Source organism: Rhodoferax sp. GW821-FHT10B06 (assembly GCF_059415605.1).
The window spans coordinates 434,942-450,075 of record NZ_JBWKNO010000002.1; the positions used below are offsets into that span (position 1 = coordinate 434,942).

The following is a 15,134-nucleotide window of genomic DNA, read 5'->3' on the forward strand; positions in this document are numbered from 1 at the left end:
TAAATAGCTGCCAGCGCAGATATATTCTGCGCTGGCAGCCTTTTTCTTCTAAAACGGGATTAGAAGTTCAGCGTGCGCTTGTCCACGGCCAGAGCGGCTTCCTTGGTCGATTCGCTCAAGCTGGGGTGGGCGTGGCAGATGCGGGCGATGTCTTCTGCGCTGGCGCGGAATTCCATGGCCATCACGCACTCGGCGATCAGCTCGCTGGCCTGTGGGCCGACGATGTGCACGCCCAGGATTTCGTCCGTGGCCGCGTCGGCCAACATCTTCACCATGCCGGTGGTGTCGCCCAGCGCGCGCGCGCGGCCGTTCGCCAGGAAGGGGAAGGTACCGGCCTTGTAGGCACGGCCTGCGCCCTTGAGCTGCTGCTCAGTCTGGCCGACCCAGGCGATTTCGGGATTCGTGTAAATCACCCAAGGCACGGTGTTGAAGTTCACATGGCCGTGCTGGCCGGCGATGCGCTCGGCAACCGCCACGCCTTCTTCCTCGGCCTTGTGCGCCAGCATGGGGCCGCGCACCACGTCACCCACCGCCCAGACATTGGGCAGGTTGGTCTTGCAGTCGCCGTCTACCGTAATCGCGCCGCGCTCGTCCAGGGCCAGGCCAACCACTTCGGCACCCAGGCCGATGGTGTTGGGCACGCGGCCGATGGAGACGATCAGCTTGTCCACGTCCAGCGTCTGGGCTTCGCCCTTGGCATCGGTGTAGGCGATGTTCACGCCCTTCTTGCTGGTCTTGATCTCGCCGACCTTCACGCCGAGGTTGATCTTCAGGCCTTGCTTGTCGAAAGCCTTTTTGGCTTCCTTGGCGATCTGCTCGTCCACCGCGCCCAGGAAAGTTGGCAGACCTTCGAGGATGGTGACTTCGGCACCCAGACGGCGCCAGACCGAACCCATTTCCAGGCCGATCACGCCGGAGCCGATCAGGCCCAGCTTCTTCGGCACAGCGCCGACGCGCAACGCGCCGTCGTTGGACAGCACCAGTTCTTCGTCAAACGGCGTGCCAGGCAAGGCACGGGCATTGGAGCCAGTGGCGATGATGATGTGCTTGCCGACCAGGGACTCTTCGCCCACGGTGATCTCGTAGCCGCCGTCCTTGGCTGCAGCGAAAGTGCCACGGCCGTGGAAGAAGGTGATCTTGTTCTTCTTGAACAGGTACTGGATACCGTCGTTGTTCTGCTTCACGACGATGTCCTTGCGGGCGATCATCTTGGCCACATCCATCTCCAGGCCGGAGACGGAAATACCGTGGTCGGCAAAGTGGTGGCTGGCCTGGTCAAAGTGCTCGCTGGACTGCAGCAGCGCCTTGGAGGGAATGCAGCCCACGTTGGTGCAGGTGCCGCCCAAAGCGGGGCCGCCCTTGGCGTTTTTCCACTCATCGATACAGGCCACGTTAAAGCCCAGTTGGGCTGCACGGATGGCGGCCACATAGCCACCGGGGCCGCCGCCGATGACGATCACGTCAAAATTCTTACTCATTGTTCTGTTACCTCAATCAAATCGATGGCCCCCAGATTCGTCGCCAGCATGACCCTGCCGGATCTGGACTGGACGACAGAGCCAGGGGAACTCTTGAAAATATCCACGCCGCGCGGAACCACACAAACCAGCACCATGGGCGCTTGCAGGCAGTCATGGCCTTCAAGCTGCGTGGATTCCAACGTCTGGCTACCGGCAACACCTGACAGCGTTGGTGCCACAACCCAGGTGCCCGCCGCATTGACGCTGAACCTGAATATCGGCCCAACGCCCTTGGCCTGCAAGGCCTCGCACTGCTGCTGAAAGCCCGGGACAACAGGACCAATCGGCCCACAATCCATACGGTAGGTGCCGGCAAACGAACCCGTTTGCGCGAAACTGCCGCCTGCTGCCACGGACAGCAACAAAGCCACCACCCATGCGTGTCCCTGGCGTGCAGACATCATTCCGTCAGATATCAAACAACAGGCGGGCTGGGTCTTCCAGCGCTTCCTTCATGGCCACCAGGCCCAGCACGGCTTCGCGACCGTCGATGATGCGGTGGTCGTAGGACATGGCGAAGTAGTTCATGGGGCGCACCACCACTTGGCCGTTTTCCACCACAGCGCGGTCCTTGGTGGCATGGATGCCCAGGATGGCGGATTGCGGTGGGTTGATGATGGGGGTGGACAGCATGGAGCCGAAGGTACCGCCGTTCGAGATGGAGAAGGTGCCGCCGGTCATGTCTTCAATGCCCAGCTTGCCGTCACGTGCCTTTTGGCCGTATTCGGCGATCTTCTTCTCGATGTCGGCAAAGCTCATCTGGTCGGCGTTGCGCAAAATTGGCACCACCAGACCGCGTGGCGAACCCACGGCGATACCGATGTCGAAGTAGCCGTGGTAGACGATGTCGTTGCCGTCCACGCTGGCATTCAGCACGGGGAACTTCTTCAGGGCGTGCACTGCCGCCTTGACGAAGAAGCTCATGAAACCCAGCTTGCAGCCGTGTTCCTTTTCGAAACGTTCTTGCATGCGCTTGCGCATGTCCATGACCGGAGCCATGTTGATTTCGTTGAAGGTGGTAAGGATGGCGTTGGTCGATTGCGATTGCAGCAGACGCTCGGCCACGCGGGCACGCAGGCGGCTCATGGGCACGCGCTGCTCAGGGCGGTCGCCCAGGTCAGGCGCCATGGTGGAAACCTGTGGCAGGGACTTGGTAGGCACGCCGGTGGGGATCACGGCAGCAGCTACCTTGGCAACAGGAGGATTGGCCACGGCAGCCAGTACATCACCCTTGGTGACGCGGCCGTCTTTGCCGGTACCGGCCACGGAACCTGCGGCCAGAGCGTTGTCGGCCATCAGCTTGGCAGCAGCTGGCATGGGCACGCCGGCCATGGAGGTGCTGGTAGCGGCGGCTGCAGGCGCAGCAGCGGCCACAGCGGGTGCTGCTGCGGCAGGTGCAGCAGCCACGGCGCCGGCCTTGCCTTCGGTGTCGATGCGGGCAATCAGCTGCTCGGCGGCCACGGTGCTGCCGTCGCCCATGACCAGCTCGACGATCACGCCGGCGGAAGGTGCGGGCACTTCCAGCACGACTTTGTCGGTTTCCACTTCGATGAGGATTTCATCCACGGCAACAGCGTCGCCAACCTTCTTCTTCCACTGCAACAAGGTGGCTTCGGCCACGGACTCGGACAGTTGTGGAACCTTCACTTCAACGATAGACATTTCAAAAACTCCAGATTTTTATATGTGGGGCGTGCGAGCCGGAGCACACCGCTCCAGCCGGCACAGCGTTGGCCCGGAGGCACAACGCGGGGTGCTTATTTGGTTAAGACAAAGCCTTTGAGCTTGCCGAACGCGCCGTCGACCAGAGCCTTTTGCTGCTCTTGGTGCAGGTGCGAATAGCCGGCTGCAGGAGACGCCGAGGCCGCGCGGCCCGAGTAACCCAGCTTCTGGCCATCGGCCATGTTCTCGTGCAGATAGTGCTGCACGAAGAACCAGGCGCCCTGGTTTTGCGGCTCGTCCTGGCACCACACGAGTTCCGTGACGTTAGGGTACTTCTTCAGTTCCGCAGCAAAAGCCTTGTGCGGGAACGGATAGAGCTGTTCCACACGCAGGATCACCACATCGTCTGCGCCCTTTTCTTCGCGCTTCTTGGCCAGGTCGTAGTAGACCTTGCCCGAGCAGGCGATGACGCGCTTGATCTTGTCGGCCTTGACGTCCTTGTTCTCCGGAATGATGGTCTGGAAACCACCCTTGGTGAACTCGCTCAGCGGAGAGGCTGCATCCTTGGCGCGCAAGAGAGACTTGGGCGTCATGATGACCAGCGGCTTGCGCAGGTTGCGCACCATCTGGCGGCGCAACAGGTGGAAGATCTGACTGGCGGTGGTGGGCTGCACGACTTGCATGTTCGTGTCGGCGCTCAGCTGCATGAAGCGCTCCAGGCGGGCCGAGCTGTGCTCGGGGCCTTGGCCTTCGTAGCCGTGCGGCAGCATCAAGGTGATGCCATTGACACGGCCCCACTTCACTTCACCGGAGGCAATGAACTGGTCGATCACCACCTGGGCGCCGTTGGCGAAGTCGCCGAACTGGGCTTCCCAGATCACCAGGGTGTTGGGGTCGTTCGAGGCATAGCCGTATTCGAATGCCAGCACCGCTTCTTCGGACAGGATGGAGTCGATGACGACGAACGGAGCCTGGTTGTCGGCCACGTTTTGCAAAGGCGTGTAGGTGCCTTCGTCGAACTTTTCACGGTTCTGGTCATGGATCACCGCATGGCGGTGGGTAAAGGTACCGCGGCCGCAGTCTTCACCGCTCAGGCGCACGGGGTAGCCACTGGCCACCAGGGAGGCGAACGCCATGTGCTCGCCCATGCCCCAGTCCACCGGAATGTCACCACGGCCCATGGCAGCGCGGTCGTCATAAACCTTCTTCACCAGAGCGTGCGGGGTGATGCTGGCAGGCAGCGTGGTCAGCTTTTCAGCCAGGCGCTTCCACTCGGACAGCGGAATGGCGGTGTCGCCAGCGTCGGTCCACTTGCGGTTCAGGTACGGTGACCAATCCACTGCGTACTTGCTCTTGAAGTTGGTCAGCACCGGGTCGAAGGTGTTCTTGCCTGCGTCCAGTGCGGCGCGCATGGCCTTGACCATATCGTCACCCAGCGTTTCGCCGAAGCCTTGGGCCGCCAGCTTGTCGGCGTACAGCTTGCGCGTGCCGGGGTGCTTGGCGATCTTCTTGTACATCAGCGGCTGGGTCAGCGCGGGTGTGTCTTGCTCGTTGTGGCCCAGTTTGCGGAAGCAGATGATGTCCACCACCACGTCGCGTTGGAACTCCATGCGGTAGTCCAGCGCGATCTGGGTTGCCAGCACCACGGCTTCAGGATCGTCACCGTTGACGTGCAGCACAGGCGCTTCGATCATCTTGACCACGTCCGAGCAGTACAGTGTGGAACGGCTGTCGCGTGGGTCGCTGGTGGTGAAACCGATCTGGTTGTTGATCACGATATGCACCGTGCCGCCCGTGAAATAACCACGGGTTTCGGCCAGCGCCAGGGTTTCCATCACCACGCCTTGGCCGGCAAAAGCCGCATCGCCGTGTACCAGCACGGGCAGCACTTGCTTGCCTTCGGGGTCGGCACGGCGGTCCATACGGGCGCGCACCGAACCTTCGACCACCGGGTTCACGATTTCCAGGTGGGAAGGGTTGAAGGCCAGCGTCAAATGCACTGGGCCGCCAGGGGTGGAGACGTCGGAGCTGAAGCCTTGGTGGTACTTCACGTCGCCGGAAGGCAGGTCTTCAGGGGCGGTGTGGTCGAACTCGGCGAACAGGTCGGCGGGCACCTTGCCCAGCGAGTTCACCAGCACGTTCAGGCGGCCGCGGTGGGCCATGGCGATGACGATTTCTTGCACGCCCTTGGTGCCACCCATCTGGATCAGCTCGTCCATGGCGGCGATGAAGCTTTCACCACCTTCGAGCGAGAAGCGCTTTTGGCCCACATACTTGGTGTGCAGGAAGCGCTCCAGGCCTTCGGCCGCTGTCAGGCGGTCCAGGATGTGCAGCTTTTTCTCTCGGGACAGGCTGGGCTTGCTACGGATGCCTTCCAGCTTTTGTTGCCACCAGCGCTTTTTGTTCTGGTCGGTGGTGTACATGTATTCGGCGCCGATGGTGCCGCAATACGTTTCACGCAGCGCATTCATCAGGTCGCGCAGAGACATGGTCTCTTTGCCGAAGAAGGTGTTGCTGGTGTTGTAGACGGTTTCCTGGTCGGCGTCGGTGAAGCCGTAGAAGGATGGGTCTAGCTCGGGAATCTTGTCGCGCTCGGTGCGTTTCAGCGGGTCCAGATCGGCCCAACGTACGCCCACGTTGCGGTACGCAGCGATCAGCTGCTGCACGGCGGTACGCTTGCGGCCCATTTCGGAGTCGGCGCCAGTCGCCATGACCACCTTGGTGCCACCTTGCTTGGCGCGTTCTGCGAAGGCGTTCACCACGGGCAGGTGGGGCACGTCCTTGGCATCGCTGCCGTCCACGGCAGGCACGTTTTGCAGCGCGTCAAAGTAATCGCGCCAGTTGTCGGGCACGCTACCGGGGTTTGCAAGGTAGTTTTCGTAGAGTTCTTCTACATAGGGGGCATTGCCACCGAAGAGATAGGTGTTGCCTTGGTAGGCTTGGTACACCGAAGAGACTGGTTCACTCATATTCCGCTGACCTCCGTTTCCCTGCAGGAAACATTAGCTGGTTAAAGCTGGGTTTAATTAACCTTCCGCGACACGGCTGGACCGATTGGCGGATGCGACTGTGGCAGGAAGGGCCTAGTACGGGCGGGATTATCTACCCAATATGGGGCGTGTGGTGCCGAGTTACGGGCGAAGAACAGGCACCCGCTATTGTTTTAATAGCTGCCAGCGCACGCCGTATATGCGCCAGCCCCATTTTTTATTTAAAACTCTATGTGGTGCGGGAGAAACATTACTTTACCAAGGCCTGCACCGCTTTGAAGTCCGCATGCTCGGCGGTGCGCAGCCATTCGAACAGCACCATCTCGGTGGTGACCAGCTCGGCGCCGGCACCGGCCAGGCGGTCAAAGGCGGCGTCGCGGTTGCGTTCGGTGCGCGAGCTGCAGGCGTCGGTGACCACCCACACATCGAACTCGTCTTCCAGCAGGTCCAGCGCGGTTTGCAGCAGGCAGATGTGGGCTTCCAGCCCGGCAATCACGACGGTGTTGCGCTCGGGCGCGGCGTTTTGCGGCTTCTGCAAATGCTTGGGCAGGCTGCGGGCATTGCCCTGCACCGGCTTGGCGGGCGGCCGCAACCATTCGCCCAGGCCCTCTTCCATGCCGCTGAAATGCATTTTGCTCAGGGTGTCGCGGCACAGAGCGCGCATCTCGGCCGGGTTTTGGCCCAGCTTGGACGGGTTTTGCTCGGTGCCCCAGACCGGCACGTCCAGCAGCTGGGCGGCCTGGGCCAGGCGCATGGCGTTGGCCAGCACAGCGGTGTTTTCAAAAATGGCGGGGAGCAGGCGCTCCTGGTAATCAACCAGGACAAGTTGGGATTCTGGGGCGTCGAGCAGCATGGGGTTCCTTGGCGAAATCGGGGGCAAATAAGCCCCAGATTAAACCGCAGAAACCGCCGATAGCACCTCTCCCCCGGCCGGCTGCAACAGCCCGCCGGTCAGAGACTGCAACAGGGCCAGACCCAGCGGCCAGTCGCCATGGCCGGAGGCGATGTTGATATGCCCCGCGTCTTGCAGGCGCACCATCTCGCTGCCCCAGGCACGCGCATAGGCACCGGCCAGGCGCACCGGGCAGTACGGATCGTTGCTACTGGCCACCAGCACGCTACGGTACGGCAGGCGGGCATAGGGCACGGGCGCAAAGTCGTTCAGGATGGCGCGACGCTCGGGGTCGGCCGGGGCCACCAGCAGCGCGCCCTGGATGCGCTCCACCGCTTCGGGCGGCAAATGGGTGGTGGCGATGCAGCCCAGGCTGTGGGCCACCACCACCACGGGGCCAGGCCTGGCCAGTATCGCCCGGGTAATGGAGGCCACCCAGGCCGCGCGGGTGGGTGTGACCCAGTCGTCCTGGTCCACGCGCTCCACGCCGGCCACGCTCTCGGACCACAAGGTCTGCCAATGCCCGGGGCCGGAATTGCGCCAGCCGGGCACGATGAGAATTCTGGTTTGCGTCATGGCCCGGATTGTGGGCAGGCCGGAGCCAAACTCCAACGACTGAATTGCTGTTTGTTTATGCGCATGAGCTTAGAACCAAATTGTCTGAAGAGACGCTACAAATTCACACATAAAAAATAGCTGCCAGCGCAGTAAATACCTGCGCCGGCAGCTCCTGTTTTTATAGTGCGGAAAGCCGGGTTAAAAGCCGCTCAACACCGCTCCCTTGAACTCGGTTTGCACGTATTGGCGGATCTCCTCCGAGTGGTAGGCCTTGACCAGTTTGGCCACCCAGGGCTTGTCCTTATCCTGCTCGCGCACGGCCAGCAGGTTGACGTACGGGCTCTTGGCGCTTTCCTGGGCAATCGCGTCCTTGGCCGGGTTCAACCCGGCTTGCAGTGCGAAGTTGGTGTTGATGGCCGCCGCGTCCAGGTCGTCCAGCGAGCGCGGCAGCTGGGCTGCGTCCAGCTCCACAAAGCGGATCTTCTTGGGGTTGTCCACCACGTCCAGCGGCGTGGCCTTCAGGCCGGCCTCGGGTTTGAGCTTGACCAGGCCCTTGTCTTGCAGCACCAGCAGCACCCGGCCGCCATTGGTCGGGTCGTTCGGAATGCCGACCTTGGCGCCCTCCTTCAGGTCCGCCAGGCTTTTCACCTTCTTGGAATAGATGCCAATCGGGAAGTTGACCGTATTGCCCACCGCCACGATCTTGTAGCCCCGGTCCTTAACCTGCTGGTCCAGGAAGGGCTTGTGCTGGTAGCTGTTCAGGTCCAGATCACCTGAAGCCAGGGCGGCATTGGGCTGGATGTAGTCGCTGAATTCGACGATCTGGATCTTCAGCCCATCCTTCTCGGCGATCTTTTTGACCTGCTCAAAGATCTGCGCGTGCGGCCCGGCGGTAACGCCGACCTTCAGCGGTTTGTCCTGCGCCAGCGCGCCACCGGCCAGCAGCAGGCTGGTGGCCAACACGACGGCGGACTGGATGAATGTTCTTTTGTACATGGCTAACTCCCTAAAAATATTTACTTGTGACTTATCCGACGGACCAGCCAGTCGCCCAGGCTTTGCAGTGCCTGCACAAAGACGATCAGCACCAGCACCACGGCCAGCATCACCTCGGGCAGAAAGCGCTGGTAGCCGTAGCGGATGCCCAGGTCGCCCAGGCCGCCGCCACCGATGGCGCCGGCCATGGCCGAATAGCCGGTCAGGCTCACCAAAGTGATGGTTACCGCCGCCACGATGCCAGGCAGCGCCTCGGGCAGCAGCACTTTGAAGACGATTTGCAAGGTGCTGGCACCCATAGCCTGGGCCGCCTCCACCAGACCGGCATCCACCTCGCGTAGCGCGGTTTCCACCAGCCGGGCGATGAAGGGTGCGGAAGCAATCGTCAGCGGCACCACCGCCGCAGCCGTGCCAATGGACGAACCGGTCAGCAGCCGCGTGAACGGGATGATGGCCACCAGCAGGATGATGAAAGGCGTGGAGCGCACGGCGTTTACCAGCGTGCCGACCACCCGGTTCAGCGCCGGCTTGTGCAGCACACCACCCTGGTCGGTCAGCCGCAGAAAGACACCCAGCGGCACGCCGATCACGGCGCCCGCCAGGCCGGAGATGCCGACCATCACCAGCGTCTCCCAGAACGAGGACGCAAACAGCTCCAGCAATTGGGGCGTAAAAGTATCAAACATGGGCAACCTCCTGCACCAATACGCCAGCGCCGCGTAAATGGGCCACAGCGGCGACCAGTTGCTCGCGCGCGCCACGTACATGTACAGCCAGCGCACCGAAGGGGCGGCCCTGGATCTCGTCCACCTGTCCATGCAGAATGTTCAGGTCCAGCCCGAAGCGGCGGATCACGTCCGACAGCAGCGGCTGGTCAGAGTCATCACCGGCAAACGCCAGGCGCAGCAATTGGCCATGGTGCCCCTGCTGGGCAGGCGCCCCGGAGGCCATCAGCTTGCGGATGCGCGCCAGCACGCTCTCCGGCAGGTCCTGCGGCACGATCTCGGCGATCAGGCTGCGGGTGGTGGCGTGTTGCGGGCGGGTAAACACGTCCATCACCGCGCCCTGCTCCACGATGCGACCGGCGTCTATCACCGCGACGCGGTCAGCCACCTGCTTGACCACCTGCATCTGGTGCGTGATCAGCACAATCGTCAAACCAAAGTCGCGGTTGATCTGGCGCAGCAGGCCGAGGATGGAACGGGTGGTTTCGGGGTCGAGGGCCGAGGTGGCCTCGTCCGAGAGCAAAACTTTGGGGTTGCTCGCCAGCGCCCGGGCAATGCCCACGCGCTGCTTTTGCCCGCCGCTGATCTGCGCGGGGTAGCGGTCGCGCAGCGCCGACAGGCCGACCAGGTCCAGCAGGCCATCGACCCGGTCCTTGATCAGCGCCGGGCGCGTGCCCACCAGCTCCAGCGGCAGCGCCACATTGTCAAAAATCGTCCGTGAGGACAGCAGGTTGAAGTGCTGGAACACCATGCCGATCTGGTGCCGGGCGGCACGCAGCGCGGTGGCGTCCAGCGCCGTCAGGTCCTGCCCGTCGACACGGACCTGCCCTTGCGAGGGCCGGTTCAGCAGGTTGATGGTGCGCACCAGCGAGCTCTTGCCCGCGCCACTGCGCCCGATCACCCCGAAAATTTCACCCGCCTGTATCTGCAGGTCGATGCCCTGCAACGCTTGCACCGGGCCTTGTGGGCCGGGGTAAGTCTGGTGGATGTTGTGCAACTCAATCATGTCGTGGCGATGCCGGTCCTCACAGCTTGGCGATGGAGACTTCGGTGGACTTGACCAGGGCCACGACTTCGCTGCCCACCACCAGTTGCAGGTCGTTGACCGAGCGCGTGGTGATGACCGAGGTAACGATGCCCCATGGGGTTTCGACGTCGATTTCAGAAACGACATCGCCACGGATGATTTCCTTGATCTTGCCGCGGAATTGGTTGCGTACGTTGATGGCTTGGATGGACATGGGTTTACTCCTGGTTAAAAAATCGGTTTGCTATTAATTACGTAGCTACCAGCGCAGGTAATACCTGCGCCAGAGGCATTTTTTATTTAAATCTGAAGTGGCTTACAAGGAGGCCAGCGCCTGGTCCAGATCGGCCAGCAGGTCGTCGATATGCTCGATGCCGACCGACAGGCGCACCGTGTCTTCGCCCACGCCCGCCTTGGCCAGCTCGGCCGGGTTGAGCTGGCGGTGCGTGGTGGACGCCGGGTGCGTGGCCAGCGAGCGCACGTCGCCAATATTCACCAGGCGGGTGAACAGCTGCAGCGCATCCAGGAAACGGGCGCCGGCCTCGCGTCCGCCCACACCTTCACTTTTCACGCCGAAGGTCAGAATGCCCGAGGCCTTGCCGCTGAGGTACTTCTTGGCCAGCGGGTAGTCGGCATGGTCTTCCAGGCCGGCGTAGTTGACCCACTGCACCTTGGCCGACTTTTGCAGGTGCTGGGCAATCGCCAAGGCGTTGCTGTTGATGCGGTCCATGCGCAGGGCCAGGGTTTCGATGCCTTGCAGGATCAGGAAGGCGTTGAACGGCGAAATGGCCGCACCGGTATTGCGCAGCGGCACCACGCGCGCGCGACCGATGTAGGCAGCGGCGCCCAAAGCCTCGGTGTAGACCACGCCGTGGTAGCTGGGGTCCGGCTCGTTGAGTCGCTTGAAACGCGCCTTGTGCTCTGCCCAGGGGAACTTGCCGGAATCGACGATGGCTCCGCCAATGCTGGTGCCGTGGCCGCCCAGGTATTTGGTCAGCGAATGCACCACGATGTCGGCGCCGTGCTCAATGGGCCGGCTCAGGTAGGGGCTGGGCACGGTGTTGTCCACGATCAGCGGCACGCCGTGGCGATGCGCGATCTCGGCAATGGCTGCGATGTCGGTCACATTGCCGGCGGGGTTGCCCAGCGACTCGACAAACACCGCCTTGGTCTTATCGTCGAACAGGCCTTCAAAGCTTTTCGGGTCGCGGTGGTCGGCAAAGCGGGTGGTGATGCCAAATTGCGGCAACGTGTGGGCGAACAGGTTGTAGGTGCCGCCGTACAGCGCGGTGCTGCTGATGATGTTGTCGCCGGCCTCGGCAATGGTCTGGATGGCGTAGGTCACCGCCGCCTGGCCAGAGGCCAGGGCCAGCGCGGCAATGCCGCCCTCCAACGCAGCCACGCGCTGCTCCAGAATGTCCTGCGTTGGATTCATGATCCGCGTGTAGATATTGCCCGGCACCTTCAGGTCGAACAGGTCGGCGCCGTGCTGGGCGCTGTCGAAAGCATAGGCCACGGTCTGGTAGATCGGCGGCGCGACTGCGCGCGTTATCGGGTCCGGCGAGTAGCCGGCGTGGACCGACTTGGTTTCAAACTTCCAGTTGCTGCTGTCTCTTGCCATGCTGTCTCCCGAAGGTTGTGGTGAAAATCAAATTGCCCAATTGAGACCGAAGATAGGCGTCAAATCGCCGCCCCGCGCAGGTGGAACGTGCGCAGGCTGCTCCGGTTTCTGTAGCACGCGGTCGAGGATGCGTTTTTCGATGCGGGCAAACTCGGCGTCGCCTTGCGAGCGTGGCCGGGCCAAAGAAATGTTCTCGTCCAGCGCGATGCGGCCGTCTTCGATCAGGATCACGCGGTCGGCCAGGGCTACGGCCTCTTGCACATCGTGGGTCACCAGCAGCGCGGTGAAGCGGTGCTGCTGCCACAGGCTTTCGATCAGGCGGTGCATCTCGATGCGGGTCAGCGCATCCAGCGCACCCAGGGGCTCGTCCAGCAGCAGCAGGCGCGGCTGGCGTACCAGGGCGCGGGCCAGGGCCACGCGCTGGCGTTGACCGCCAGACAGGCGCGACGGCCACTCGTTCTTGCGGTCGGCCAGGCCGACCTGGGCCAGCACCTCTTCGCCACGGACCCGCGCCTCGGGCGGCAGGCCCAGCACCACGTTGTCCAGCACGCGGCGCCAGGGCAGCAGACGCGACTCCTGGAACATGATGCGGGTGTCGTCGTGCAGGCCGTCCACCGCCTTGCCGTCTATGGACAATGCGCCACTGCTGGCGGCTTCCAGCCCGGCAACCAGGCGCAGCAAGGTGCTTTTGCCGCAGCCACTGCGGCCCACGATGGCGATGAACTGGCCGGGCTCGACGGTCAGCTGCGCCTTGCGCAGCACCTCGCGCTCGCCATATTTTTTGGTAAGGCTGCGGGCCTCCAGCTTGACGCCGCCCTTGGTGGTGTTGCTCATATATTCAGGTTCCAGGTTGAAACAGGGCGGCGTCCAGCGCGTTCACTTTGCGCGGCAGCAGCTTTTCAGAGAAGAAGGCGTCGGCAATGCGCTGCTGCTCGCCCAGCACGTTGGCCACCACAGGCCGCACGGCGTAGCTGCGGCGGCTGTTGGCCTGCTCGACGGTGGCGGCGTCCAGCCCCCAGACGGGCGCCAGCAGCGCAGCCGCGTCCTGCGGTTTTTGCTTGACCCAGACACCGGCTTTTTGCAGCTCGGTGTAGAGCAGTTGCAGCACCTCGGGATGGGCCTGGGCAAACGGCGTACCCGCCAGGTAGTAGCGCTGGTACGAGGCGATGCCCGTGCCATCGGCCAGAACGCGCAGACTGGACTGGCGCTGCGCGGCGGACAGGAACGGGTCCCACACCACCCAGGCGTCAATGGAGCCCCGCTCGAAGGCCGCGCGGCCATCGGCCGGGGTCAGGTAGGCGGGCTCGATGTCCTTGAACGACAGGCCGGCCTTCTCCAGCGCGGCCAGCAGCAGGTAGTGCACGCCGGCGGCCTTGGCAAAGCCGATCTTCTTGCCCTTCAGGTCGGCCAGCGTCTTGATAGGCGAATCGGCGCGCACCACGATGGCCTGGGCCGCGGGCGAAGGCGCTTCCTGGGCCACAAAGGTCAGCTTAGCCCCTGCGGCCTGCGCAAACACCGGCACGGTATCGGCCACGTCGGCGCTGATGTCGATATTGCCTAGGTTCAGCGCCTCCAGCAGCGGCAGGCCGCTGGTGAATTCATGCCAGCTCACCTTGGCACCCAGTGCCGCCAGCTGCTTTTCCAGCAGGCCCTGGGTCTTCAGCACCACCACCAGGGTGGACGACTTTTGGTAGCCGATACGCACCGTGAAAGGTGCTGCAGTTTGCGCCAGCACCGGGCCAGCCGCCAGGGCGGCGATAGAAGCCAATACGCCGCGTCGATCGATAGAAAAGTTCATGCTCAAGCCATCCAAACGGGGTTATTGGTAGCCTGGGTGCCAGCGCAACCACCAGCGCTCCAGGCCGCGGGCGAACAGGTCAGCCAGCTTGCCCAGCAGCGCGTACAACAAGATGCCCACCAGCACGATGTCGGTCTGCAGGAATTCGCGGGCGTTCATGGTCAGGTAGCCGATGCCGGACTGGGCGGAGATGGTCTCGGCCACAATCAAAATCACCCACATCAGCCCCAGCGAAAAGCGCAGCCCCACCAGGATGCTGGACAGCGCGCCCGGCAGCACCACGTCGCGGTACAGCTGCCAGCGCGACAGGCCGTAGGTGCGGCCCATCTCGATCAGCTGCGGGTCTACATTGCGGATGCCGTGGAAGGTGTTGAGGTAGATCGGGAAGAACACCGACACCGCGATCAAAAACAGCTTGGCCATTTCGTCAATGCCGAACCACAAAATCACCAGCGGTATCAGCGCCAGCGCCGGGATGTTGCGCACCATCTGGATGCTGGAGTCCAGCAGGGTTTCAAAAAACTTCACCGAACCGGTCAGCAAACCCAGCAGCAAACCCAGGCCGCCGCCGATGGCCAGGCCGGTCAGGGCGCGGCCAGCGCTCACCTTGACGTGGGTAAGCAATTCGCCGGACAAGGTCAGCGTCCATGCCGCCTTGACCACGTCCACCGGTGCGGGCAGCACCCGGGTGGATAGCCAGCCCAGGGACGACGCGACCTGCCAGACCACGATCAAGGTGATGGGCACCAACCAGGGCAACAAGCCCTGCCCTACGCTGGCGGCGAATGCCTTCAGCTGGGCAAAGTTGCGCGAAGGTGTGGGGGCGTCCGGGGCCTCCAGCGCTTCTGCAAATGCATGCGGAAACGGCGTGACCTGCAGCTCGCTCTCTTGCGGCAGGGAACGGGATGCTTGTTGGTGGATGTTGTGGGAAACAGTGCTGCTCATACCGTACTCGCTTGGGATGCATCGGGCTCCAGGAACTCCAGCCGGTTGCCCGCCGGGTCTTTCACGTAAAAGCGCAGGTGGCCGACCAGGGGCTGGGTTTCCTCCAGCACCACGTCGGCCGACAGCAGGCGCCGGCGCAGGCTGGGCAGGTCCTGCACCTCAAAAGCCAGGTGCGCGGGCACGGGGCTGGGCTGCCAGTTTTCGGTGGGCACCAGGTCCACGCGCTGGTGGCCGGCCACAAAGCGCAGCGGCGCGCCTTCGGTTGGCTGCTGGCCCACCTTGAATTCGGTCAGGCCTATCAGCTGGTTGTAGAAGCGGCGTATCTGCGCCTCGTCACCGGCCCGAAAGCCCAGCTGCGCGTGGTGGATGGAGTGGATGTTCATGGCGGCGCTCTTCTTGA

The 15,134-nt window shown here is 63.0% G+C and carries 15 protein-coding genes; all 15 read right to left on the reverse strand.

Annotation, left to right across the window (positions count from 1 at the left end; all coding sequences use genetic code 11):
- Nucleotides 1-59: 59 nt before the first annotated feature.
- The 15 genes from lpdA to AC07O2_RS04865 all read right to left on the reverse strand — a co-directional run bounded on the left by lpdA (nucleotide 60) and on the right by AC07O2_RS04865 (nucleotide 15,117).
- Nucleotides 60-1,478, reverse strand: coding sequence for a dihydrolipoyl dehydrogenase (gene lpdA, locus AC07O2_RS04795; RefSeq protein WP_495074590.1), 1,419 nt, complete (start codon nucleotides 1,476-1,478; stop codon nucleotides 60-62).
- Entirely contained in the window at nucleotides 1,475-1,921 is a 447-nt protein-coding gene (locus AC07O2_RS04800) for a hypothetical protein (RefSeq protein ID WP_495074591.1), read from the reverse strand. Before AC07O2_RS04800 ends, lpdA begins: the two co-directional genes overlap by 4 nt.
- Nucleotides 1,922-1,928: 7 nt before the next feature.
- On the reverse strand, nucleotides 1,929-3,182 hold the full coding sequence (gene odhB, locus AC07O2_RS04805) for a 2-oxoglutarate dehydrogenase complex dihydrolipoyllysine-residue succinyltransferase (RefSeq protein ID WP_495074592.1): 1,254 nt from the start codon (nucleotides 3,180-3,182) through the stop codon (nucleotides 1,929-1,931).
- Between the two features lie 95 nt (nucleotides 3,183-3,277).
- Nucleotides 3,278-6,151 (reverse strand): 2-oxoglutarate dehydrogenase E1 component, encoded by a 2,874-nt coding sequence (locus AC07O2_RS04810; RefSeq protein ID WP_495074593.1) that lies wholly within the window; start codon nucleotides 6,149-6,151, stop codon nucleotides 3,278-3,280.
- A 271-nt stretch (nucleotides 6,152-6,422) separates the two neighbouring features.
- Nucleotides 6,423-7,025 carry an isochorismatase family protein gene (locus tag AC07O2_RS04815; RefSeq protein WP_495074594.1) on the reverse strand — a complete coding sequence of 201 codons (603 nt, stop codon included), beginning with the start codon at nucleotides 7,023-7,025 and terminating at the stop codon, nucleotides 6,423-6,425.
- A 39-nt stretch (nucleotides 7,026-7,064) separates the two neighbouring features.
- Entirely contained in the window at nucleotides 7,065-7,640 is a 576-nt protein-coding gene (locus AC07O2_RS04820) for an RBBP9/YdeN family alpha/beta hydrolase (RefSeq protein ID WP_495074595.1), read from the reverse strand.
- A 180-nt stretch (nucleotides 7,641-7,820) separates the two neighbouring features.
- A complete protein-coding gene (locus tag AC07O2_RS04825; RefSeq protein ID WP_495074596.1) occupies nucleotides 7,821-8,618 on the reverse strand; it encodes a MetQ/NlpA family ABC transporter substrate-binding protein in 798 nt (265 codons plus the stop codon).
- 20 nt (nucleotides 8,619-8,638) lie between these two features.
- Complete coding sequence (locus AC07O2_RS04830; RefSeq protein WP_495074597.1) at nucleotides 8,639-9,304, reverse strand: methionine ABC transporter permease; 666 nt, start codon at nucleotides 9,302-9,304, stop codon at nucleotides 8,639-8,641.
- Nucleotides 9,297-10,349 carry a methionine ABC transporter ATP-binding protein gene (locus AC07O2_RS04835; RefSeq protein WP_495074598.1) on the reverse strand — a complete coding sequence of 351 codons (1,053 nt, stop codon included), beginning with the start codon at nucleotides 10,347-10,349 and terminating at the stop codon, nucleotides 9,297-9,299. Before AC07O2_RS04835 ends, AC07O2_RS04830 begins: the two co-directional genes overlap by 8 nt.
- 19 nt (nucleotides 10,350-10,368) lie before the next feature.
- Nucleotides 10,369-10,584, reverse strand: coding sequence for a TOBE domain-containing protein (locus tag AC07O2_RS04840; RefSeq protein ID WP_490593073.1), 216 nt, complete (start codon nucleotides 10,582-10,584; stop codon nucleotides 10,369-10,371).
- Between the two features lie 102 nt (nucleotides 10,585-10,686).
- On the reverse strand, nucleotides 10,687-11,991 hold the full coding sequence (locus AC07O2_RS04845; protein ID WP_495074599.1) for an O-acetylhomoserine aminocarboxypropyltransferase/cysteine synthase family protein: 1,305 nt from the start codon (nucleotides 11,989-11,991) through the stop codon (nucleotides 10,687-10,689).
- Nucleotides 11,992-12,018: 27 nt separating this feature from the next.
- A complete protein-coding gene (locus AC07O2_RS04850) occupies nucleotides 12,019-12,825 on the reverse strand; it encodes an ATP-binding cassette domain-containing protein (protein ID WP_495074600.1) in 807 nt (268 codons plus the stop codon).
- Between the two features lie 4 nt (nucleotides 12,826-12,829).
- Complete coding sequence (locus AC07O2_RS04855; RefSeq protein ID WP_495074601.1) at nucleotides 12,830-13,789, reverse strand: aliphatic sulfonate ABC transporter substrate-binding protein; 960 nt, start codon at nucleotides 13,787-13,789, stop codon at nucleotides 12,830-12,832.
- A gap of 21 nt (nucleotides 13,790-13,810) precedes the next feature.
- Nucleotides 13,811-14,734, reverse strand: a complete 924-nt coding sequence (gene ssuC, locus AC07O2_RS04860; RefSeq protein ID WP_495074602.1) for an aliphatic sulfonate ABC transporter permease SsuC — start codon at nucleotides 14,732-14,734, stop codon at nucleotides 13,811-13,813.
- Nucleotides 14,731-15,117 (reverse strand): VOC family protein, encoded by a 387-nt coding sequence (locus AC07O2_RS04865; RefSeq protein WP_495074603.1) that lies wholly within the window; start codon nucleotides 15,115-15,117, stop codon nucleotides 14,731-14,733. Before AC07O2_RS04865 ends, ssuC begins: the two co-directional genes overlap by 4 nt.
- Between the last annotated feature and the right edge of the window lie 17 nt (nucleotides 15,118-15,134).

What these genes read in the sequence shown, in the direction of transcription:
- lpdA (WP_495074590.1), bottom strand. Translation starts at nt 1,478, where the DNA reads ATGAGTAAGAATTTTGACGTGATCGTCATCGGCGGCGGCCCCGGTGGC.
- AC07O2_RS04800 (WP_495074591.1), bottom strand. Translation starts at nt 1,921, where the DNA reads ATGTCTGCACGCCAGGGACACGCATGGGTGGTGGCTTTGTTGCTGTCC.
- odhB (WP_495074592.1), bottom strand. Translation starts at nt 3,182, where the DNA reads ATGTCTATCGTTGAAGTGAAGGTTCCACAACTGTCCGAGTCCGTGGCC.
- AC07O2_RS04810 (WP_495074593.1), bottom strand. Translation starts at nt 6,151, where the DNA reads ATGAGTGAACCAGTCTCTTCGGTGTACCAAGCCTACCAAGGCAACACC.
- AC07O2_RS04815 (WP_495074594.1), bottom strand. Translation starts at nt 7,025, where the DNA reads ATGCTGCTCGACGCCCCAGAATCCCAACTTGTCCTGGTTGATTACCAG.
- AC07O2_RS04820 (WP_495074595.1), bottom strand. Translation starts at nt 7,640, where the DNA reads ATGACGCAAACCAGAATTCTCATCGTGCCCGGCTGGCGCAATTCCGGC.
- AC07O2_RS04825 (WP_495074596.1), bottom strand. Translation starts at nt 8,618, where the DNA reads ATGTACAAAAGAACATTCATCCAGTCCGCCGTCGTGTTGGCCACCAGC.
- AC07O2_RS04830 (WP_495074597.1), bottom strand. Translation starts at nt 9,304, where the DNA reads ATGTTTGATACTTTTACGCCCCAATTGCTGGAGCTGTTTGCGTCCTCG.
- AC07O2_RS04835 (WP_495074598.1), bottom strand. Translation starts at nt 10,349, where the DNA reads ATGATTGAGTTGCACAACATCCACCAGACTTACCCCGGCCCACAAGGC.
- AC07O2_RS04840 (WP_490593073.1), bottom strand. Translation starts at nt 10,584, where the DNA reads ATGTCCATCCAAGCCATCAACGTACGCAACCAATTCCGCGGCAAGATC.
- AC07O2_RS04845 (WP_495074599.1), bottom strand. Translation starts at nt 11,991, where the DNA reads ATGGCAAGAGACAGCAGCAACTGGAAGTTTGAAACCAAGTCGGTCCAC.
- AC07O2_RS04850 (WP_495074600.1), bottom strand. Translation starts at nt 12,825, where the DNA reads ATGAGCAACACCACCAAGGGCGGCGTCAAGCTGGAGGCCCGCAGCCTT.
- AC07O2_RS04855 (WP_495074601.1), bottom strand. Translation starts at nt 13,789, where the DNA reads ATGAACTTTTCTATCGATCGACGCGGCGTATTGGCTTCTATCGCCGCC.
- ssuC (WP_495074602.1), bottom strand. Translation starts at nt 14,734, where the DNA reads ATGAGCAGCACTGTTTCCCACAACATCCACCAACAAGCATCCCGTTCC.
- AC07O2_RS04865 (WP_495074603.1), bottom strand. Translation starts at nt 15,117, where the DNA reads ATGAACATCCACTCCATCCACCACGCGCAGCTGGGCTTTCGGGCCGGT.